Raw genomic sequence first — 21,820 nt, forward strand, 5'->3', positions numbered from 1 at the left:
GAAAGTCCATTAAACTCAAACAAGCACCTATTCGCTAAACGACCACATTTTAACTTCAGGCTTTGGTCTTTCTTTACTCAAAATGTCCTGACGCTGCTCCTGCGTTTCACATTGTGTTGGAGCCGAAAAATCGAGGGGCTTAATCACGAGTGAATCGGCAACCTTTACAGAAGATGTAGCAAACGTATCGGTATTCATCGACCATGATACCCACTCTCCTTTTTCACTGAGCCCGACATAACCATCATCTGTTGCACCTAACCAAGTTAATCGCGGAATGCTTGCTATTAACTTCTGGACATTTTCGAGATTAGCTCGATAGCCTACTGGCACGACCTTACCATCTGGGCGAATAAACACGAATGATGCTTGCCCGCTGATAATACGGCTCCCTTCCTGCCAATATTGATTGAGAATGTCTTGGGCATAATGAAAACCATACAGATAAGCGTAGTCAGTATCATCGACAATAATTTGCGGTGCAGCATTGTCACGCAATAACAAAAAACCTGTATCTACGCTAACAATACTGCTCACACCTTTAATACCCGTTTGTTTGAGCCAATCGATACCGCAGTTCGTTGAATTACCCCAAAAGTGCGCCTCGCCCGTAGGACTTAAGATGGCAAAGGCACAGCGATTTGTCGTAATACTGGCCACATCCTGTAACGCACCGCGAATAGGATAAACATCACTACTATGCCCCCAAGTCACGACAGTGCCATCCTTTTTCAAAGCAGCAAAGGTACCATGAGTGTACTCGACGCTGACGACATCCTTAAGTTGCGGTAGCAGCTTTTTCATATTGGTAGAGCTTTCAATTTTTCCCCAAATCACAGTACTACCGTCTTTTTTTAGTGCCGTAAAACTTCGCCCTGCAGCAACGATATCAACTACATCAATAAGCTGATCCTGCACATGTAAGCTATTACCACCATACGGGCCATAACCCCAAGTGTGTACTTTGCCATTGGCATCTAGAGCGGCAATGGCCTCTTGATTGGCGAACAACTTGGTAATATTGGTCATGCGGTTTTGTAGTGCTTTGTCGAGGCTCAATTTCCCCGCATTACCCCAGTACACCACAGTGCCATTCTTACGCAGCGCAGCAAAGCCGTCCTTAACTGGCACAATTTGGATGACATCTTTAAGTTGATCTGTCACTTCACGGCTATCGCCGCCGCTAAAACTATTACCCCAAGTGATCACATCGCCATTTTGGGTGATAGCTGCAATAGCCATATTATTTGCTATAACGGAGGCTAGCGTGGGTAAATCACAGGGAATATGACGGTATTGTGGACTCGGTTTTTCCTTCAATTGAATGAGTTTACCGTTATCAAACTGCACTAATGATTCGTTATTGCTTTCAATTACAGCCGTAGGTTTAGGGTCGCTACAGCCTGCGAGTTGTACAGCAACCATGCCCGCTAGCACAGCCATTGGCCAAGAGATTCGATTAGCTCGCATTACTATTTCCTTGTATTTGTTGTATCGCTCAATTTTTACAGCACTCAATTTTTACAGCAATAAAATGCGCGCGATTCTAGCAGCTTATCGCGAAAAGGCGCAAAAGTTCACACTTTGCCTCTTGAGTCGAATAATCTAACTTCCTCAAAATATTAAGCATGCTACTCTAATGCACCACAGTATCTGTTTAAAGGAGTAACAGTATGACTCGCCCTATTATTCTGGATTGCGATCCCGGCCATGACGATGCTATCGCGCTTATATTAGCTTTAGCTCACCCAGAGCTTGTTCCCCTTGCCGTCACAACTAGCGCAGGCAATCAAACCCCAGATAAAACCCTCAATAATGCCTTACGGATCTTAACGCTGTTAAATCGCGGTGATATCCCTGTGGCCGGTGGTGCGATCAAACCTTTAGCCCGCGAACTGATTATTGCCGACAATGTTCACGGGGAAACAGGACTCGATGGTCCTGTATTACCTAATCCAAGTTTTAGCCCTCAACCCATTACCGCAGTGGAGTTAATGGCGCAGCAAATTCGCCACAGTACAAAACCTGTCACATTAATTCCCACAGGGCCGCTGACAAATATCGCCCTATTGCTGGCTAGTCACAGTGAATTACACCATAAGATTGAGCGCATAGTGCTAATGGGCGGCGCAGCCGGTGTCGGTAATTGGACCCCAGCCGCCGAGTTTAATATTTTTGTCGACCCCGAAGCCGCCGATATTGTATTCAAATCAGGTATTCCCATTACCATGTGTGGGCTCGATGTAACCCATCAGGCGCAGATCATGGATGAAGATATTGAGCGCATTCGCGCGATTCAAAATCCCATTGCTCAGTGCGTCGCCGAATTATTGGATTTCTTTATGATTTACCACAGAGATCCTAAATGGGGCTTTATTGGCGCGCCACTGCATGATCCCTGCACTATTGCTTGGTTGCTTAAACCTGAACTATTTGAAGCGCAAGATTGCTGGGTCAGTATTGAAACCCAAAGTGAGTTGACCCTAGGCATGACAGTGGTTGATCGCTATCAGCTTACAGGTAAAGCCGCCAATGCTACGGTATTATTTGGGCTCGATAGGCAAGGTTTTGTCGATTTGCTCGTAGAAAGTGTCAGTGTTTATGACCCCACTTATCTCAATCGCAAATAACAACGACAGAGGATCGTCTATGAGTCAAATACTCATTATCGGCAGTGCCAATGCCGACCATGTGATGAAATTTGAATACCTACCCGCCGCAGGACAAACCTTGATGAGCCGAGAATACCGTCTTGAACACGGTGGTAAGGGAGCAAATCAAGCGGTTGCCTGCGCGCATTTAGCCAAGCCCGGCGCACACATTGATTTTATCTGCCGCTTAGGCAAAGACAGCGTCGGCGATGATATGCTCCAAAGCTGGCTAAAAGACGGCATTAGTGCAGAAGGGATCAGTCAAACATCCAATATAAGTACTGGAACGGCCATGATTTTTATCGGTGACAACGGTGAAAATACCATTGGCGTTGCCGCAGGGGCTAATGCGGATCTGTTACCTGAAGATTTAGAAAATTATTATGCCCTATTTGCGAATGCACAGTACCTGCTTATCCAGTTAGAAACCCCATTGACGACGGTAGCGAAAGCGCTACAAATGGCGAAAAGACTGGGCGTTACGACAGTATTAAATCCTGCTCCAGCCAAAGTATTAGGACCTAATTATCTTCAGTGGGTGGATATTATTACCCCAAATGAAACCGAAGCCGCGGCACTGACTGGCGTCGAGATTAATCACCTCGATGATGCGCATCTCGCCGCACAATTGCTGCATCAACAGGGCGTAGGTATTGTGGTTATCACTTTAGGGGCAAAGGGTGCTTATATCAGCAGTCCTCATTTTACCGGGCTCGTACCCGCCATCAATGTACAAGCCGTTGATACCGTTGCGGCGGGTGATACCTTTAATGGTGCTTTAGTTGTCGGGTTAAGTGAGGGAATGTCGATTGATGCTGCCGTGGGATTTGCCAATGCCGCCAGCGCCATAACGGTGACTCGCCAAGGCGCACAAAGGGCCATCCCCTACCGCCACGAAGTCCCTAACTAGGCACTCATTTGTGCGACAGATTGTCGCACTGCGCGGCTTTCAGTCGAAAGTTGTATATACATAATTTACTAAACTAATTCATTCCCATTTAATACAAATTGGCTATTCTTTCAGCGCATGGTTGAGCCAAAACGGCTCAACTTCCCCTTGTTTAAATAAGGAAGTACCAGATGAAAGCAAAGAGCACCTCTTTACGTAACCTAACCAGTGTGAGTCTTTTAGGTTTAGGATTATTCGTCGCGAGTCAAGCGAGTGCCAATGAATGTGAGTTGAAGATTGCTGCCACTGATGCAATGCAATTTGACACAAAAGAACTGTCAGTCCCTGCGAGTTGTAAAGAAGTCACCCTCACTCTGACACACACTGGCACCCTACCAAAGGCTGCCATGGGCCATAACTGGGTATTAACAAAAGCCGCTGATATGGCAGGTGCCGCTAATGATGGAATGAGTGCCGGTGCCGATGCAGCCTATGTAAAAGCTGATGATACTCGCGTAATAGCACACACTGGATTGGTAGGCGGCGGTGAATCAACTTCAATCACCTTTAGTACAGAAGGAATGGATGCCGCGGAAGATTACAAATTTTTCTGTAGCTTCCCAGGCCACTGGGCAATTATGCAAGGCAGTTTTAAGCTAAAAGCATAAAGTGCATAGATTGAGCTAGGCTCGCGTTCACTTTACAAAAAAGCGGATCTTAGGATCCGCTTTTATCTATCTTAGGACGGGATAGCCGTAAGTTTTTAATGCCTAGGTTGAATAATAAGCGGGGAAAAAGTCGTCATCGCATTGCCATTAGCACCATTCAAGTTAGGATAATCCAGCCCTTCTTGTAATGTGTAATATACGTCGACAAAATCATCGTCATTAGTAAACCACGCATCTGGCATCGCACTTAGAATACCATTAGTGATTTGTGGGATCAGTGCATAGCCCTGAGCTTCAGGATCTGGGATCGATTTTAAGATCTGCTCAGCCGCTTCCAACAACTTAGTCGCCAGCACTTTATAGTTAGTGCCATCATCGTGCTCCATTAAAATCACATCCGCAGCAGCCCAGCGATAACGCTCCCAATGAATAATGACTTGATTTGGATAATAAGTCGTATCTGCATAATCTAAATAGGGCATTTCGACAATATCGAGCACTGGTTTATCGCGACTCGGGTCAACTCCTGTCACTATGGCATAAATCTCGGCAGCCCCAGAAATCCAAGGTTCATGATCATCCTTCAAAGATATCTGCTTGATCACTGTAGTTGAAATCGGTTTATCGGCGACCGCTTTACTTGATGAACGGTTCAAAAAGGCCCTGTCACCTTGTTTAACTTGTGCTTCGGCAAAAGTAGATCGCATCACCTTTAATCCAGCAATAAAGGCTTTTTTACTATCAATACCAACCACAAACACTGGCTGCTGCGGCAGGTTATACACATCTAACTGATGCACCTGTCCATAAATATCAAAGGCTTCAATATAATCCCACTGACGCTCGTCTCCCTCAGGTTCAAAGGCAAATAAGGGCAATTCTCCTTGCTGCCAAGCCCCTAACATAGTCGCATCTGCCAAACGCACTTGTACCAACGAATCCGCTTGCGCACTTAAGTTTAGCCCTTTCGCCCGGCGGATAGAGGCATCGGCTTTGATCATCACCTGACTATTAAGCGTATGTTGGGATAGGATTGCATCTGCATTCACTGCTAGCTGATACTGGTTTATTTCCATCTGTAAAATAGGTTCAAGCTGCGCATATTGATGGCTTAGATCTAATGCTAAAGCTCTTTTCGTATTGGTTAACTGAGTTTGTGTATTTAACGTCGAATCGTCTAGTGACACCTGTAACAATCGCAACGCCTCTGTATCTAGGGTCTGGCTATAACTCATGGAGGTCCAAACTGACAAACACAGCAATAAACTGGATTGAAGTCGTTTCATAGGAGTTTCCTTACCGTTAAAAAGTTAAACGTGCGTTCGAATTCCCTACATATGAACACAGACCCGAATCCAAGTAAATTAAATGATAATAGTTATCGTTAATTATTAATGGTATAGAATACGTAATCGCGCTGAAGTGTTATCAAAACAAGGTAATAGCGATATCGATATTGAATAGACTAGAACAAGCTAAATACTCGGGAGCACACTAAAAGGAGGAAAGAGGTGAAATGAGGCTATCAGTTCAATGTAGAGCAGAACAAATTAGCGCAGAACAAAAACACAAAAGACGGAACCTAAGATCCGCCTTTTATTGTTGATAGCCAGAATGACTCATCCAGAGCATCAATGCCCTTTTAGGGTCACTCTCGCTGATAAGACAAAAATAAACGAATGAGTGTTACTCTTCGTCGAAATCATCTTCATCAAGATCATCGGCATCAGTTGCCGCTTCAGCCGCTAATGCTGCCGCTAATTTTGCTTTAGCTTGTTTCTCTGAACGACGTTTATTGCGCTCAGTTAACGTACCTAAAAACACTTGTAATTCAGTTAAGCCCCAAGCTTGTGCTTCGGCTTCGGTCGCAAAACCATCGTGACTTTTAGACACTACGGTTTTAGTGGATGTCATGCGACGTGTGATTTCAGTTTTCCAACCATTATCGCCCTGTGTTACGCGAAAATCGTATTTTTTACCCTTGCTCATTCTGCTCTGTTTCCTAAATGATGCTTGTCACGTTTGTCTTATCAAGCGAACCAAACGCTCATCATAAAACAAAAGGAGCGCAGTTTACTTGATTTCAGCCTAGAAAGATCGCTCGAGTGAAAATATTCATGTTAGCTTCACATATTCATCTATCGTTCTGACACTGAACATCACGACCTCAGCTTTGCAATACCACTAAGGTCAATTTAACTCTGCGGCCTAACATTTCTCAAATCCAGTCACATACTAGCTTGGCAAGTTTGGCCTAAATAAGCAAAATGCGCTAACGGCGACCGCTAACGCATTTGTATTGATATGAATTTTAAAATTATTTAAAAAGGTGCTGAATATTCTTTAAATCACCTTTTCCTTCAGCAATTTCTTCAGGCGTTAATCCCGTGACTTCATGGGGGAACACCAACCAATCTTCAGAAGCGTGGATATAATAATCTGGTTTTAAAGGCACTGCGGTATTTTTCGGTTTGTAGTAAGGGCAAGCAATACGGATATCCTGTGGCATGTTTAAGCGCATAAGCTGGCTTAACTTTTCCTTTAATGCATGGATGCTACGGCCTGAATCAAACACATCATCGACAATCAATAATCCATCACTGGCATTTGCATTTTCAACGATGTAATGCAGGCCATGCACTTTGATTTCTTTGCTTTGCTTGTCGGTACCAATACCATAGTAAGAGGAAGTACGCACGGCGATATGGTCAGTTTCTACTTGTTTAAAATCGAAAAACTCTTGAACTGCAATCCCAATTGGAGCACCGCCACGCCATATACCCACGATAAACTGCGGACGAAAACCACTCTCATACACTTGTGAAGCTAATAAAAATGAATCTTCCAGCAGTTGCTGTGCGGTAACAAAATACTTTTCTGACATGACACCGTCCCCATCGCGATTATTTATTTTTAGGTGGCTAAAGCGAATGCTTTTACCTAGTAGGTCTGTTCGGCGTCCAAAACACGAGAACAGCATTCTCTTCACAAGAGTCCTAGCAAGTGTAGGCAGCCGCCGAATTTTGGGAGCGAATTTTATACCAAAAAAAACCGCAGTGCTGCAGTAATAATAAGAACTTGGGCGGTAACAGCCATTTATTTTGTATTTTTAGGATGAAACTAACAAAAAAGGCCACCCTAAGGTAGCCAACATAGAACACGCCAAGGCATTAACTTACAGGATTAATCGTGTGTTCACCTGCTTTCGTCACCGCACTGTAACTACGCGCCGTTGCAAGTTGGAAATCCTTCGACAAAATCGTGTCCACATAATGCCAATCGCTGCGCACCGCATCGGGAGTGAATGTCAGCGTCATAAAGCCGCGGTCTTTCAAGTTGGTGTACTTAAGATCTGGCACTAACTCGACAATCGCCGCTTCGGTTGCCGGGATCTGTTCTGCGGGGAGATTCAAATAATACTCAAGCCCCGGCGAGGATACAGAACTCGTCGCAAACTCCACACCAACAGTATCGCCCTTCATATCTTTAAGCTCACTCGCCCAAGCGTTATGGGTATCACCCGCAATCACCACTAGGTTGAGATTTTTCGATTTAGCCGTACCTAAAATCACTTCACGCTCATAGGCATAACCATCCCAGGCATCCAAGTTATAGGGAATCGATGGCAATTGCAGCAGGGCTATCACTTCTGGGGTTAATAAGGCTTGGTTGGCTTGGAGATATTGTAATTCTTGGGCCGTTAAGGTGGGATCATTGGCCGCTGCACGCGCCGCTAACTTAGCTAAAGCCCCTAACATAGCAAATTGGGGAATGCTCATCTGCTGAGTCGCAATCGCCGCAGGTAATGACATTTTACCCATTAACACTTGCTGACCTAACACCTGCCACTTACCCGTTGCCTGTAATAATGTACCTTGCAACCATAATAACTGTGTCAAACCTAATAACGTACGCGAGGTCGATGTCACATCCGTAAGAAAACGCTCGCCATCAAAGGTGCCTGTAGTGGCATCCATATAATCAGCATAATCGAGCTGTTTATCCCGCGCTAACACGCGAGTATCGAGCATATGTAGATCCACTAAGTTACCGTAACTAAAGCTGCGGTAAATCTCCTCATGGTTGCCTTCACGCCATGGGCGAATGGGCAGCCACTCAAAATAAGCCTGTAATGCCGCTTCTTTACGAGCAGTAAAATCCCCTTCATCTTCGTTGTGATTCTCTGCGCCATCACGCCATGTATCGTTAGCCACTTCATGGTCATCCCATACCGTGATAAAAGGCACTTTGGCATGTAATTTTTGCAAACTCGCATCGGTGCGGTACTGGCCATAACGGGTACGATAATCGCTTAAGCTCAATAACTCATTGGCGGGAAGCACTTCTCGGCCCAATTCTGCCGCATGTTCACTGGCATAACCACCGCGAGGATATTCGTAAATGTAATCCCCTAAGTGCACCACAGCAGCTAAATCGTCCTGCGCCGCCGCTAACTCATACACGTTAAAGTAACCCGCAGGGAAATTAGAACAAGAAAGTACGGCTAACTTTACTGAGCTGACTTCACCTTCTGGCAAAGTTTGGGTTTGACCTAACGCTGAAGTTTTATCCCCCGTCTTAAAGCGGTAAAAATAGTGTTGCCCTGCACGTAAACCACGGGCATCCACTTTAACCGTGTAATCACGGCTGGCATTAGTCACCGTTTCCCCCGTAGTGACTAACTGTGAAAACGCCGCATCACTCGCCACTTGCCAACTCACTTTCACATCGCCTTGTGACTCGGGTGTTACACGAGTCCATAGGATAACGGCATCATGGGCTGGATCGCCGCTGGCTACCCCATGAAGAAATTGCGCGGGGACAGCATTATCATCATTATCACTACAGCCCATCAAGCCGTAGGAAATAACAGCAACGCCAACACCTTTGGCCGACATAGCCAGAAAATCACGACGAGTCACGGTACGATTCATTATTATTCCCTTGTTAGATTACGCTTCACATTTACAGGTATGAGGTCTAATGAGGCCAAGATTGTGGGACATAACTGTTACATATTGGTGACATCCTAATAATCCATTTAGGATCTCTATCAATTCAAATGGTTATACTAGGCGTTCTACTTTATTGATGCAGGACTAGCACTGTGGGCGAAGAAGCTGCTAACATCGAACTACGCTAAATTCAGCCCGTTTTATAGGGCATAAGATAGATGCTCGCGAACCGCAAGGAAGGAATTTAATATGATGAAAGTCAGCGATATTATGAGCCAAAACACCATCTGCATTAGCGATGGCGCCAGCCTAAAAGATGCCCATCATCTCATGCAAACCCGTAATGTTCGCCATCTGCCCGTCATTTCTGAAACCGATGGCACCCTTGTAGGTATACTCACCCACAAAAAAATGATTGCCAGCGTGCTGTCTATGCTCAATAAATACGGCCAAGGGGCACTCGATCGCAAAGAACGCTACACACCGATTAACACTGTTATGGAAAAAGAATTCCAGCACTTAACTGCCGATGAGCCTTTAACCGTTGTGGTGGAGTATTTTATCGAGAACAAACTTGGTTGCCTGCCCGTCGTCGATGCCGATAAAAAAGTGCTCGGTATAGTCACTTCATCGGACTTTATTAAGCTGTGCCGTACCCTGCTGCAACAGCAAGCGTAACGTTTTACGCTCCTTTTCTTCTATGCCAGCCTTTTACTACGTAAAGGCTGGCGTTGTATTTTTTTATAAACTGTATTTTCTATAAAAAGAAAGGATTCCCTTGGCTAAATTACTCTCACAAGAACAATTTATTCGCTCCTATGAATGCGCAGAATTTGGCTGTTTTGCCAATCAACAACAACTCGCCAAATTACTCGCCGATCCCGATTACGACTTTTTACATCAAGACAGTACCTACTTTGGCAAAGCGGCGACACAAATCACCTGTATCAGTGACTTACAAAGTATGGAGGAAGTGCATTTTGTCGCGGCCAACTTGAATTGGGATGACGATGATCCCGACATAGTCAGGGCGATTATCGAACATCCACTGTGTGATGCAGGTACCGCCTTATTACTCTACTGGTACGGACAAGGCTTTTATTACTCCACGCCAGAGACGCTCAATACACCTTTTGGACAGCTATTCAAAACCATAACCGATAGATTTATTGAGCGCGGCTATGCCAGTTATAAAATCCATTTTGACCCGATTAAAGAATGTTTTATGCCTTCATTAGAAGACGTTCTTACTAGAGGATTCCAAATTCCAGGGGCTATTTTTGCCCCTTATAGCACTATGGAAATCGAAACCTATGAAGGGCACCCAAGGTATCTACAATTTAAAAATGAACTGCTGAAATCGGGTAAATGGGGCAAACAATAAGCGTTGACCTTTTGATATCAGAACAGGTTAAGCTGGGGTTACTGGCGGAATACGCGTAAAACGCTGCCAGCGACCCGAGCGCCAACGCTGCACCATAATCAATCCACGCACCCACTCATCTGCCGCAACGGCAAGCCAAGCAGCCAACACGCCATAACCTAAATGCAAGCCAAAGAACCAAGCCAATAACACGCCAATGCCCCACATACTAAAGAGACCAATCCGCACGGGAAATGCCACATCACCAGCGCCCTTTAAGGCCGAGATAATCACCAGATTAAACACTCGTCCGGTTTCAAGGGCGATGGAACCTGCGAGCAATAACGCTGTTAGTTGGATAACTTCTTCGTTTTCACTCAACCAGCCGACAATAACGAATCGCTGCCAGTAGAAGAGCAATACTATGGTCAATGAAGCAATAAAACCCACCAAACAGTAACGCTGCACCCGAGTGGTGATTTCATCGAACCATTGTTTACCCACATAATATCCAGTCTGGATTTGCGTCGCCTGCCCGAGTGCGACTGCAAAACAATAGATAAAACGGCTAATGTTCAAACCATAGGTATAAGCCGTGAGCGATAAAGTGCCCATCTGACTAATAAAGTAGATAATCGTCATTTGCGCCATATTGTAAGACAGCATCTCACCCGCATTAAGCAGGCCAATGCGCATCACGCGCCAATAAGTGCTGCGCGGTAAGAGCTTAAGTCGTTGCAGCGGCAGCGGGATTTGCTTATGCCGGATCACCATCAGCATAATAAAGGCACCGATAATCTGGCTGGTCACAGTAGAAATCGCCACCCCTGTTACCCCGTATACAGGCAAACCAAAGGGAGAATACAGGGCAATATAATTGCCTAACACATTCATCAAGCCCGTGCTCGAGGTGACTAACATGGCCGAGCGGGTAAAGCCATAACTACGCAAAATAGCGGCGAAGGCAATGTTCATCACTAGCCCTATGCTCAAGCTGCCGCAAATGACTAAATAATCGTATCCAAAGCCTGCAACTTCATGCTCAAGGGCGAATAAACCGATAATGCTCTTAGCACCTAAAAACATTGAGGCGCCCATCACCACGGCTAAGCCGAGACTCAAAGCAATGCTTGCAACACCAATATCAATCGCCTGCTGCGGTTGTCCCGCACCATTGTGTTGACTAATCAAAATGCTCGCGCCCGTGCTCACCATCATGGACATCACCATCATAAAAAACATCAACTGAGTGGTGAGTCCCACCGCGGCAACCGCATTATCGGAATAGTTGCTGAGCATAAAAATGTCACTTATTCCAAGCAAGGATTGCAGCAAGGTCTCGATAAAAATAGGCCAAGTCAGCGCCACGATACTCATGCGCTGCTGCAATGTTTTGGGTGCTTTTGCCACAGAAATGCCTACTAAATGGAGAATGAAATCGTAAGAGAGTTTTTGTTCAGTTTTACCGCTTATGTCGCCAATCCCCAAAATAACCGAGAACGACCACATGCGTCACTAATCCATAAATAACACTTTAATGTTACTTTTTTGAAAATTAATTTCACAAAACAAGCGTTATTCAGTTAAAACCAGACTGACAGCCGGATTTAGGCGGAAATTTAAGCGCATTAACACTAACAGTCAATTGTAATGGTAATTTTATTACCATTTATTTTTTATAAGGTCTGACAAGGTCACTACCATTTGTATGATACGAGGGATAAACTCCCGCAAGCGACGCAATTTACCGCAGCGGTACGGCGCAGTAATACAATCGAATTTTAGGAGAACAAAATGAGCCAACTCTATTTGGAAGAAGGAATTAAACAATTAGTCGGCGAATTTATTGCAGCAGGTTGTCCATCGGTGCGGGCCCAAACAATAGCAGAACGTCGCCAAGGTTATATTGCCAGTACGGTACTGGCAGGTGAACCTGAAGAGGTATTTGAGGTTCGCTCAGTTTCAATCGATGGCGCAGAACTCACCTTATTTAAGCCTTCGGCGGCAACCAATTTACCTGTAGTGATTTACTACCATGGTGGCTGCTTTGTCAGCGGCGGTGTTGAAACCCATAATCAGCAACTGCGAAAACTCGCCAATGATGCAGGAGCATTGGTCATTGCCGTTCATTATCGCCTCGCTCCTGAACACGTTTACCCCGCCGCCCACGACGATGCCTTCCATGCCGCCGAGGTTATCTATCAACATTGTTCACAATGGGGTGGCGATAAAAACAATATCACCCTAATGGGCGACAGCGCGGGCAGCCATTTAGCCTTAGTCACTTGCCTGCGTTTAAAAGCCAAAGGGCAATGGTTGCCACAAAAACAAGTACTTATTTATCCTATGCTCGATGCGACTGCCAAAAGCCAGAGTTATAGTGATAATGGCGAAAAATACATTATCACCCGCGATACCTTGCTCACGGGATTTGATATGTACCTCGATTGGCACCCTAGAACCGACGTTGAAGCCAGTCCACTGCGCCGCGATGACTTAGCAGGCTTACCCGAAACCCATATCATCACCGCTGAGTTTGATCCGCTTGTCGATGAGGGGGAGCAGCTATTTAGACATCTATTAGAGGCTGGCGTAAATGCCCATTGCCGCCGTTATCTTGGGGTGATCCACGGCTTCTTCCAACTCGCAGGAGTGAGCCGCTCCGCTCGGGATGCCATGGTGCAGGTAGTCAATATTGTGAAAACATCCTAGCGATCTCTTTAATGGCTTAGGTTTAATACGATTGGTATAAATAAAAAAGGCTTCCTATTCAAATAGAAAGCCTTATTCTTATCCCAATGGTATTAGGACTTATGTCCGCGGCTTTCGATACGCCAATAGCAGCAAGACGATACCCACAGCTAAAAAAGGTAAGCTAAGCAGTTGTCCCGCACTGAGCAGTGTTTCTGTGTAAGCCGCTTGGCTCACTTTAATTGATTCTATGCCTATTCTTGCACTAAATACCAAAACCAAAAATAAGCCAAATATTGCCCCATGCCTTTGTTTAATCTGCGTATATTGATACAAAGCATACAAACCAATAAAGATAGCTAAATAAGCAAAAGCCTCATAGAGCTGCGCCGGGTGCCTTGGCAACATGTCAACACGGTTAAAAATAATGGCCCAAGGCAGAGTCGTGGGTTCACCTAAAATTTCTGAGTTGGCAAAGTTCGCCATACGCACAAAAAAGCCAAAAATGGCAGTCGCAATCGCCAGCCTATCCAATAAAAAGAGGAAGGGCAGCTTCACCTTACGTTGGTAATAATATAAGGCCAATATTGCCCCAAGTCCCCCACCATGGCTGGCAAGCCCACCTTCCCAAATCGCCAAAATCTTCAATGGATGGGAGAAGTAGTATGCGGGATCGTAAAAAATACAATGGGCTAAGCGCGCGCCAACAACAATACCAACCACACAATAAATCAGCAGATTATCAAGGGATTCGAGATCGAGATGTTCCTTGATATACATTCGCTTCATCACCTGAAAACCCGCAGTGATCGCCACAGCAAACAAGACACCATACCAATGTATTTTGACTCCCATAAACGAGATTAATACAGGATCTGGCCCCCACACTAAGTGTTCCAAATTCAATTACTCCATCACACTTGCTACATCGAGGTAGGCTAAAAAAACTTGTTTTACGTGGTTAAACACTAATAGACAAGTCCTATTACGCCATTATTGGAATATCCAGCACAATAAGGTTGTTTTATGCCCAACAACCTAGGTCATGTTAACAATTAAACTTTAACAGTGCTCACTTCTACTCAGTCGCAGAATAATATCTCTATGCTGCGGATATTGCGCTAACAATGTTTCTTGGCTAAATAACTCGAAATCTTCGAAGGTAAACCCAGGGGACACCATACAACCCACCAGTGAAAATCCCGCTTGATTCATGGCTGAACCAAAAATACAGCCCTTAGGCACTAAAAACTGTGGGCGCTCACCCGCCGCTAAATCGAGCCCTAATTGCGCGGTCGTTAATTCGCCATCGGGAGAAATCATATAAATCGTCAATGATTGCCCCGCATGGAAATACCACATCTCGTCAGCCGTGAGGCGATGAAAATGCGACACTTCCCCCGTTCGCAGTAGAAAATAAATGCTGCTCCATAGTGCACGATTGTCATCAAACGGCATATCAGAACGGTAGGATGAGCGGTAATATCCACCTTCAATGTGCTGCTCTAGTGCTAAATGTTCAATAAATTCATCTGCGGTCTGCATACTCAATACCTCTGAAAAAAGATCCTAATCAAATTTTTATCATCTCGTTTATACGTGTTTTAAAAAGATGTTAAAAACACGATCCACATCAAATAATAACCATTCTCATTCGCATACTATGGCGCCACTTTCTATTTTACGGAGAAACGAGAGTGAAACCTACTTATCTGGCCACAATCTTAGCCATTTTACTCAGCCCACAACTGGTGGTCGCTGAAGAAGTTGATAGCGCTGAAACAGCAAATATTGAACGTATGAGTGTTATCGGAGTTAGGCAGCGGCTAGAACAAGCAGGAACATTAGCCAATACCATAATGAAAACCGAGGTGATTAACGCCACCACGATTGAAAACAAAAATGCCGTTAATTTATCAGAAGCGATTGATAACTCGCCGGGAGTAAAGGTTTCTAACGAATGCTCAATGTGTGGTGTTAAACGCATTATGCTGAACGGTATGAAAGGCGAGCAAACCACGATTTTAGTCGATGGCTTACCTGTACATACCATGATCTCGGGCTACTATGCCGTAGATGCTATCCCTACCACAGGGATAGAACGTATTGAAGTTGCCCGTGGGGCGGGCGCGTCATTAATTGCTCCCGAAGCGATTGGTGGCACGATCAATATTATCAGCTACGAACCCACAGAAAATGGTGCCGAACTCGATGTATCTGCGGGTGAAAATGGTTATCGGAAAATGGGCTTCCTAGGTAAGGGAGTGAGTGAAGATGGCCGTACCCGTGCGACTTTAGTTGCCCAATACGATGATAGAGATCAGTTTGACGCCGATCATAACAAGGTCAACGAAGCGCCGCAGCAAGAAAACCGCAGCCTAACCGCCAGAGTGTCACAGGACGTCACAGACACAGACAATCTCGTGTTACGTATTGCCAATATTCAATCAGAAATTTTTGGTGGGCCTATGTTAGGGAGCACCTTTGCCGATGGCACAGCCTCAAGCATTGGCAATGTATTATCCGGTTTTGACGATCAATTTAGTGAACCACAACAACTGTTTGAAGATGGGGATGTTCGCAAACCATTTACAGGTAAAGCATGGGAAACCACTGAATGGATCAAAACAGAGCGTAATGAGGCTTCATTAGCTTGGCTTAAAGAATTCAGCGATGACTGGAATATGCATTTAGCCGCAAGCTATGCCGAACATAAGCAAGACTCATTCTATGAAGGTTTTGATTATACCGCCGAAGACAAAATGTGGTTCTTCGATGCGCGTTTTAATTACCTACTGACAGAAAACCAACTACTGACCTTTGGCGCAGATTTACGCACCGAAGAAATGCGCTCCCACTCCCGCGCAGGCAGCGCCAACCCCAATTATGCTTCTGACTCCTTTGATTATGATGTGAAAGGGGTTTATATACAGGATACATGGCAAGCAACTGAAGCACTCGAAATTGCCATGGCACTACGTTACGACACTATCACCGCCGATTTTACCGATCCTAACAAACCGGGTACTGAACTCGATGAATCCATTCTGTCCCCACGACTGGATGTACGCCTACGTCACAATGATGAATGGACCTCTCGGGTCACAGCAGGACGAGGCTATCGTGCCCCACTCTCCTTCTTTGAAACCGACCACGGCATATTAGACGGTTCACTGGGTTTTGACATTGATATCGACGAGTTAGAACGCTCAAACTCAGCCAGCTATGCATTAAGTTATGAAGGTGAAAAACTCACCTCTACCGCCTCTATCGCATGGACAGAGGTGGAGCATCTTGCCGCATTAACCACCAATGACCTTGGTATTCCATTACTCACTCAGCTCGATGAAAAAGCGACGGTGATCACCAGCGATATTGCATTAGGTTACCGCTTAACCGATGACATGACATTAAGCCTAACGGCTGAGCATTTTGATTACGATTCGGTATTCAAATCATCCTATGCAATTGCACCAATAGAGGAAAGGCTTACGCTCACCTTCGACTGGGATGTCAACGATTGGGAATTCTTCGCTAATATTGTTTGGGTGGGCAGTCGTGATTTATCCAAATATGGTTATGAAGGTTACAACCGTTTAGATGCCAATGGTCAAGTCGATCCTGACTCTAAAAAAACCACGGATGCACCGTCTTACCTCACAGTAGACTTACGTGTTAGCTATCAGTTAAATGAATATCTGTCCCTTTACAGTGGTGTCAGCAATTTATTTGATTACACCCAAGCGGGTGATGAAGAAACACCGCTTTTTTACGATGCTGAAGGTGCCTTTGACGTGGGATATATCTACGGACCGCTGCGTGGCAGAGAGATTTACGCCGGCATGAAGTTAGCCTTCTAATGTTACGTCAAATCATATTAGTGCTAGTTTGCTGCGCCGCGCCTCTACAGGCGGCGCAGCTTACCCGCGACTATCAGTTTCAATCTCTGCGTGACCAAAAACTCACTCACCTTTCCCATCTTGAGGGCCAGCCTACGGCAATCATGTTTTTTGAGCCTGAATGCCCTTGGTGTATCAAACAATCCGTAGTACTCAAAAAACTACAGCAAGATTGTGGTCAGCCTATTCACCCTGTTGCACTGGGGGTGAATGGCGATCATTTAACGCTAAAGCGTGCACTATTTCGGCTTAATTTTCCCTTTGAAGCCTACCGCGCACCGCCAGAGTTACTCAAAGAAATGGGCGGCATACCCGCAACCCCGATCCTACTGCTGTTAAATGCAAAGGGAGAGTTGGTGAAGGGATATCGCGGTTTTACCAGTGAAGATGAGCTAAAAGCACAACTCTGTCCTACGACTTAAATGATAGGGTTTGCAGATAAAAGCGCATTCGTAGCAGATTTCTCACCGCTGATCCAGCAACGCTATACCGCTTGTCACTACAAAAAAGCGAACCCTAGAGTTCGCTTTAGATACCGAGTTATCAGTCAATAAATCAGGTTAATTAACCATTTTAGCTTTACGGGCTTGATGCAGTTTTTTATAGCTTTCAATAAGCCTTAAGTGCGGCTCAATACCCTCAAGTTGCATACTGGTCTTGGTTAGTCCGCTAAAGCGCACTTTACCTGTGACACTGCCAACCACCTCATTCATCACTTCCTCACCAAACATACGGGTGAAATTATGGATAAAGTCTTCGAGTTCGAGGTCTTCATCTAAGGTCACTTCCAGCACGGCATTCATCGCTTGGTAGAACAAACCACGTTTAACCGTGTTATCGTTAAATTGCAGGAACTCACCGACCAACTCCAGGGCTTCTTCATGCTCACCCAGTGCCAAATAAATCAATATTTTCAGCTCGATAATCGTCAGCTTACCCCACACGGTATTTTCATCAAATACAATGCCGATCAGGGTACGAATATCCGTATAGTTATCGAGTTGGCTTTCTTCTAAACGGTTAACCAAATTAGCCAGTTGTTTAGTGCTTAATGAATGCAGATTTAAGATATCTTCACGGTACGCCAACGCCTTGTTGGTGTTGTCCCAAATCAAGTCATCAACAGGATAAATCTCAGAATAATCAGGCACGAGAATACGACAGGCCGAGGCGCCTAAATCGGTAAACTCAGCAATATACACCTCTTTCCCTAGGTCTTCTAAGATGCCGAATAAGCGTTCCGCTTCTTCTTCGTTAGTACCGGAGAAATCCCATTCGCAGAACTCATAGTCATGCTTACTGCTAAAAAAGCGCCAAGAGATCACGCCCGTTGAGTCGATAAAGTGCTCAACAAAGTTTTCAGGCTCAGTCACCGCCATACTGTTAAAGGTGGGTTTTGGCACATCGTTTAACCCTTCAAAGCTGCGACCTTGCAGCAATTCCGTTAGGCTGCGCTCTAACGCCACTTCAAAGCTTGGGTGCGCGCCGAAAGAGGCAAATACACCACCGGTTTTCGGATTCATCAAAGTGACACACATTACCGGGAACTGGCCGCCGAGTGAGGCATCTTTTACCACCACGGGGAAACCTTGTTCTTCTAAACCGTTAATGCCAGCCAAAATGCTAGGGTATTTTTCCAGCACAGACATAGGCACATCGGGCAAGACAATTTCTTGCTCAATGATTTGGCGTTTAACGGCACGTTCAAAAATTTCTGATAAACACTGCACATGGGCTTCGTTAAGGTTATTTCCCGCACTCATACCATTGCTTAAGAAGAGGTTTTCAATCAGGTTTGACGGGAAGTAAACCGTTTCACCGTCGGATTTACGGGTATAAGGAATCGCACAGATACCGCGCTTGATATTGCCCGAATTGGTGTCAATCAAGTGCGAGCCGCAAAGCTCCTCATCTGGGTTATAAATCTCTAAACAATAGTCATCCAAAATCCCTGCTGGCAGCGAATCGTCTTCTTCTAATACAAACCACTTTTCATTGGGGTAATGCACAAATTCGCTATTGGCGATCTCAACGCCAAAGAACTGATCGTTATAGAAAAAGTTATTGTTTAACCGCTCAATAAACTCACCGAGTGCCGAGCACAGCGCGCTTTCTTTGGTTGCGCCTTTGCCATTGGTAAAACACATTGGCGAGGCTGCGTCGCGGATATGCAGTGACCACACGTTCGGCACAATATTGCGCCAGGATGAGATTTCAATCTTCATGCCTAGATCGGCGAGCATCGCCGTCATATTGGCAATGGTCTGCTCCAGCGGTAAATCTTTACCCAAGATATAAGTGCTGCTCTCACCCTCAGAATGTCCCATCAGCATAGCGTTCGCATCGGCATCGAGGTTTTCAACGGTTTCAATCTTAAATTCTGGCCCCGTTTGTACCACTTTTTTAACAGTACAACGGTCAATCGAGCGCAAAATACCTTCGCGATCTTTATCGGAAATATCTTCGGGTAGCTCAACCTGAATTTGGAAAATCTGGTTATAGCGATCTTCAGGATCAACAATATTATTTTGCGACAGGCGAATATTATCCGTTGGAATATCACGGGCTTTGCAATATACCTTCACGAAATAGGCCGCACACAGGGCTGATGACGCTAAAAAATAATCAAACGGACTAGGGGCAGAACCATCACCTTTGTAGCGGATCGGCTGATCGGCGGTCACGGTAAAATCATCAAACTTGGCTTCAAGTCTAAGATTGTCGAGAAAATTAACTTTGATTTCCATTGAATATGATTTCCACTAAATATGTGAGTCTGTAGCAGCCATTAACCAAGACGCTTCATCGGTAATGAGTCATTAGGGGTGAATTATCGGTGTTTTTCGCCCATTAGTCTTGGGTTAATTATGTTAAACAAATTCGACGAGGGATTTACAGGGGTAAACCTGTCATCAAGGTAAGCTAAAAGCAGGCTTTTAGTCGGAGTATGACAATTTTGTTAACCTAAGCACTAAGAAAGAGAGAATATTAGCTATACTCCCCGCAGTAAAAGCGATGTTCATCTTGGAGTATTCAGATATGCCTCATTTTAGTCTACGTAATAAATTACTATTATTATCGCTGTTCCCCCTGCTCTTTACTTTATGTGTCCTAATGACTGTCACTTACTATGTCGAGCAAGACGCCCTCGCCGATGAAGTCACTATCTTTAGAACGAAACTGATTGGCGAGCGTAAAGCACAAATCAAAGAAGCAACCGAAATTGCCGCCGGGATAATACAATACCAACTGTCGTTAAAGGAAAATGGCAACGTAAACCAAGCACTGCGTGATATTCGTTTTGGTAGTGCAGGCTACTTTTTTATCTATGATTCCCAAGGCAAGAACCTCTTCCACGCCGTGATGCCCAACCTCGAAGGGCAAAATAAAATCGATATGACAGATCCTCGCGGCACAAAAATTATTGTCGGTTTACTCGATGCCGCTAAAAATGGCGATGGCAACTTCTCCTTTTATTTTGAAAAACCTAACACCAAGGAGCAAATAGAAAAACTCGGTTACTCCATGATGATCCCAGGCACTGACTGGATGTTAGGTACTGGAGCCTATATTGATGATATCGACGCGGTCGTTGAGGATTATCGCGCCACCGCAACTGAGCAAATGATGAGTAAATCCTTTGCAATTCTGTTGATTGCGCTTGTCCTTGCTGGCATCACCGCTTTTATCATCATGATCACAACCCATCGTATGGTCACACCGATTAAAAATATGGCCGATAACCTAAACGATATCGCCAAAGGCGAAGGCGATTTAACCAAGCGCCTTACCGTCAAAGGGGAAGATGAAATCGCCAAACTCGGCCAATCGTTTAACCTGTTTGTCGATAAACTTCAAACCATCATAGGCGATGTCGCCAGTGCAACGGCCAAAGTTAAATCGGCAGCGAATGCGATTCATGACCAAACCAAAGCCATGTCGAGCCAACTTATCAGCCATAACAATGAAACCGACCAAGTGGTAACGGCCATTACTGAAATGTCATCCACAGCAAGCGAAGTGGCACAAAATACCACCCAAGTGGCCGAAGCAACCCAAGCCGCAACAGGTGATGTCGCCAACGCTCAGCGTTGTGTCGATGCCTCATTAGAGGAAATTGCAGGCTTGATGGAGCAAATCAATAATGCCGCGGGTAGCATTCAATCCTTAAGCGAACAGTCTAAAAAAATCAACAACGTGCTGTCAGTGATTGGCGGTATTGCTGAGCAAACAAACCTATTGGCATTAAATGCTGCTATCGAAGCGGCCCGCGCGGGTGAGCAAGGTCGAGGTTTTGCCGTGGTGGCCGATGAAGTGCGTAACTTAGCGAGCCGCACCCAATCAAGCACATTAGAAATCAATAAAATGCTCTCTGAACTGCACAAACTTGTCGCACAGGCCGTAAAAACAATGGAAGAAAGTCAGCAAAGCTGCGTGCGCTCGGTAGACTCTTCTCGCGCTATCTCTGAAAGCCTTGGCTCAGTCACATCGGCAGTCACAGCAATCAACGATATGAGTACCCAAATTGCCACCGCAGCAACGGAGCAAAGCTCTGTCACCGAAGAAATTAACCGTAATGTGTACGCCATCCAAGAGATTGTGAATGAGCTACTTCACTCTAGCGAAGATGCCGCCAGAGTGAGCCAAACCGTATCACAGGAAGGAACAAACTTAGGTAAGCTCGTCGGTCAGTTTAAAATTTAA

18 protein-coding genes are annotated in these 21,820 nt (G+C 45.1%); 9 read left to right on the plus strand and 9 right to left on the minus strand.

Annotation, left to right across the window (positions count from 1 at the left end; translation table 11 throughout):
• Nucleotides 1–27: 27 nt before the first annotated feature.
• On the minus strand, nucleotides 28–1,470 hold the full coding sequence (locus MZ182_RS16955) for a hypothetical protein (protein ID WP_248066642.1): 1,443 nt from the start codon (nucleotides 1,468–1,470) through the stop codon (nucleotides 28–30).
• A 203-nt stretch (nucleotides 1,471–1,673) separates the two neighbouring features.
• Here MZ182_RS16955 and rihA point away from each other — a divergent pair, with 203 nt between their 5' ends.
• The 3 genes from rihA to azu all read left to right on the plus strand — a co-directional run bounded on the left by rihA (nucleotide 1,674) and on the right by azu (nucleotide 4,208).
• Nucleotides 1,674–2,630: a pyrimidine-specific ribonucleoside hydrolase RihA gene (rihA, locus tag MZ182_RS16960; protein ID WP_011788144.1), complete on the plus strand. Its 957-nt coding sequence runs from the start codon at nucleotides 1,674–1,676 to the stop codon at nucleotides 2,628–2,630.
• Between the two features lie 19 nt (nucleotides 2,631–2,649).
• Nucleotides 2,650–3,561, plus strand: coding sequence for a ribokinase (gene rbsK, locus MZ182_RS16965; RefSeq protein WP_248066639.1), 912 nt, complete (start codon nucleotides 2,650–2,652; stop codon nucleotides 3,559–3,561).
• A gap of 170 nt (nucleotides 3,562–3,731) precedes the next feature.
• Nucleotides 3,732–4,208: an azurin gene (azu, locus tag MZ182_RS16970; protein ID WP_014611302.1), complete on the plus strand. Its 477-nt coding sequence runs from the start codon at nucleotides 3,732–3,734 to the stop codon at nucleotides 4,206–4,208.
• Nucleotides 4,209–4,303: 95 nt separating this feature from the next.
• On the opposite strand, the gene MZ182_RS16975 is transcribed toward azu, so the two are convergent.
• From MZ182_RS16975 to MZ182_RS16990, 4 genes are all read right to left on the minus strand, one after another.
• Complete coding sequence (locus MZ182_RS16975) at nucleotides 4,304–5,494, minus strand: DUF3103 domain-containing protein (RefSeq protein WP_248066637.1); 1,191 nt, start codon at nucleotides 5,492–5,494, stop codon at nucleotides 4,304–4,306.
• 400 nt (nucleotides 5,495–5,894) lie between these two features.
• On the minus strand, nucleotides 5,895–6,197 hold the full coding sequence (locus MZ182_RS16980; RefSeq protein ID WP_011788140.1) for a DUF3622 domain-containing protein: 303 nt from the start codon (nucleotides 6,195–6,197) through the stop codon (nucleotides 5,895–5,897).
• 328 nt (nucleotides 6,198–6,525) lie between these two features.
• Nucleotides 6,526–7,092, minus strand: coding sequence for a phosphoribosyltransferase (locus tag MZ182_RS16985; protein WP_011788139.1), 567 nt, complete (start codon nucleotides 7,090–7,092; stop codon nucleotides 6,526–6,528).
• Nucleotides 7,093–7,378: 286 nt separating this feature from the next.
• A complete protein-coding gene (locus tag MZ182_RS16990) occupies nucleotides 7,379–9,142 on the minus strand; it encodes an alkaline phosphatase D family protein (RefSeq protein ID WP_248066634.1) in 1,764 nt (587 codons plus the stop codon).
• A 273-nt stretch (nucleotides 9,143–9,415) separates the two neighbouring features.
• Here MZ182_RS16990 and MZ182_RS16995 point away from each other — a divergent pair, with 273 nt between their 5' ends.
• A complete protein-coding gene (locus MZ182_RS16995; RefSeq protein WP_025007544.1) occupies nucleotides 9,416–9,841 on the plus strand; it encodes an HPP family protein in 426 nt (141 codons plus the stop codon).
• Nucleotides 9,842–9,941: 100 nt separating this feature from the next.
• Nucleotides 9,942–10,547 (plus strand): DUF4274 domain-containing protein, encoded by a 606-nt coding sequence (locus MZ182_RS17000; protein ID WP_248066631.1) that lies wholly within the window; start codon nucleotides 9,942–9,944, stop codon nucleotides 10,545–10,547.
• Between the two features lie 27 nt (nucleotides 10,548–10,574).
• Here the strand turns inward: MZ182_RS17000 and MZ182_RS17005 are convergent, their stop codons facing one another.
• A complete protein-coding gene (locus tag MZ182_RS17005) occupies nucleotides 10,575–11,936 on the minus strand; it encodes an MATE family efflux transporter (protein ID WP_025007542.1) in 1,362 nt (453 codons plus the stop codon).
• 384 nt (nucleotides 11,937–12,320) lie between these two features.
• Between MZ182_RS17005 and MZ182_RS17010 the strand changes: the two genes are divergently transcribed.
• Entirely contained in the window at nucleotides 12,321–13,238 is a 918-nt protein-coding gene (locus tag MZ182_RS17010) for an alpha/beta hydrolase (protein ID WP_248066629.1), read from the plus strand.
• A gap of 99 nt (nucleotides 13,239–13,337) precedes the next feature.
• On the opposite strand, the gene lgt is transcribed toward MZ182_RS17010, so the two are convergent.
• Nucleotides 13,338–14,117 carry a prolipoprotein diacylglyceryl transferase gene (lgt, locus tag MZ182_RS17015; RefSeq protein ID WP_011788133.1) on the minus strand — a complete coding sequence of 260 codons (780 nt, stop codon included), beginning with the start codon at nucleotides 14,115–14,117 and terminating at the stop codon, nucleotides 13,338–13,340.
• Between the two features lie 162 nt (nucleotides 14,118–14,279).
• Entirely contained in the window at nucleotides 14,280–14,762 is a 483-nt protein-coding gene (locus MZ182_RS17020; protein ID WP_011919941.1) for a cupin domain-containing protein, read from the minus strand.
• 152 nt (nucleotides 14,763–14,914) lie between these two features.
• Between MZ182_RS17020 and MZ182_RS17025 the strand changes: the two genes are divergently transcribed.
• Both MZ182_RS17025 and MZ182_RS17030 read left to right on the plus strand, forming a co-directional pair.
• Entirely contained in the window at nucleotides 14,915–17,077 is a 2,163-nt protein-coding gene (locus MZ182_RS17025) for a TonB-dependent receptor plug domain-containing protein (RefSeq protein WP_248066627.1), read from the plus strand.
• A complete protein-coding gene (locus MZ182_RS17030; protein ID WP_248066625.1) occupies nucleotides 17,077–17,538 on the plus strand; it encodes a TlpA family protein disulfide reductase in 462 nt (153 codons plus the stop codon). Before MZ182_RS17025 ends, MZ182_RS17030 begins: the two co-directional genes overlap by 1 nt.
• Nucleotides 17,539–17,676: 138 nt before the next feature.
• Here MZ182_RS17030 and MZ182_RS17035 read toward each other — a convergent pair whose 3' ends face one another.
• A complete protein-coding gene (locus MZ182_RS17035) occupies nucleotides 17,677–19,863 on the minus strand; it encodes an OsmC domain/YcaO domain-containing protein (RefSeq protein ID WP_248066623.1) in 2,187 nt (728 codons plus the stop codon).
• A gap of 292 nt (nucleotides 19,864–20,155) precedes the next feature.
• Between MZ182_RS17035 and MZ182_RS17040 the strand changes: the two genes are divergently transcribed.
• Nucleotides 20,156–21,820: a methyl-accepting chemotaxis protein gene (locus MZ182_RS17040; protein ID WP_248066621.1), complete on the plus strand. Its 1,665-nt coding sequence runs from the start codon at nucleotides 20,156–20,158 to the stop codon at nucleotides 21,818–21,820.

This window comes from Shewanella sp. JNE2 (genome assembly GCF_023159115.1).
Classification (GTDB): domain Bacteria; phylum Pseudomonadota; class Gammaproteobacteria; order Enterobacterales; family Shewanellaceae; genus Shewanella; species Shewanella putrefaciens.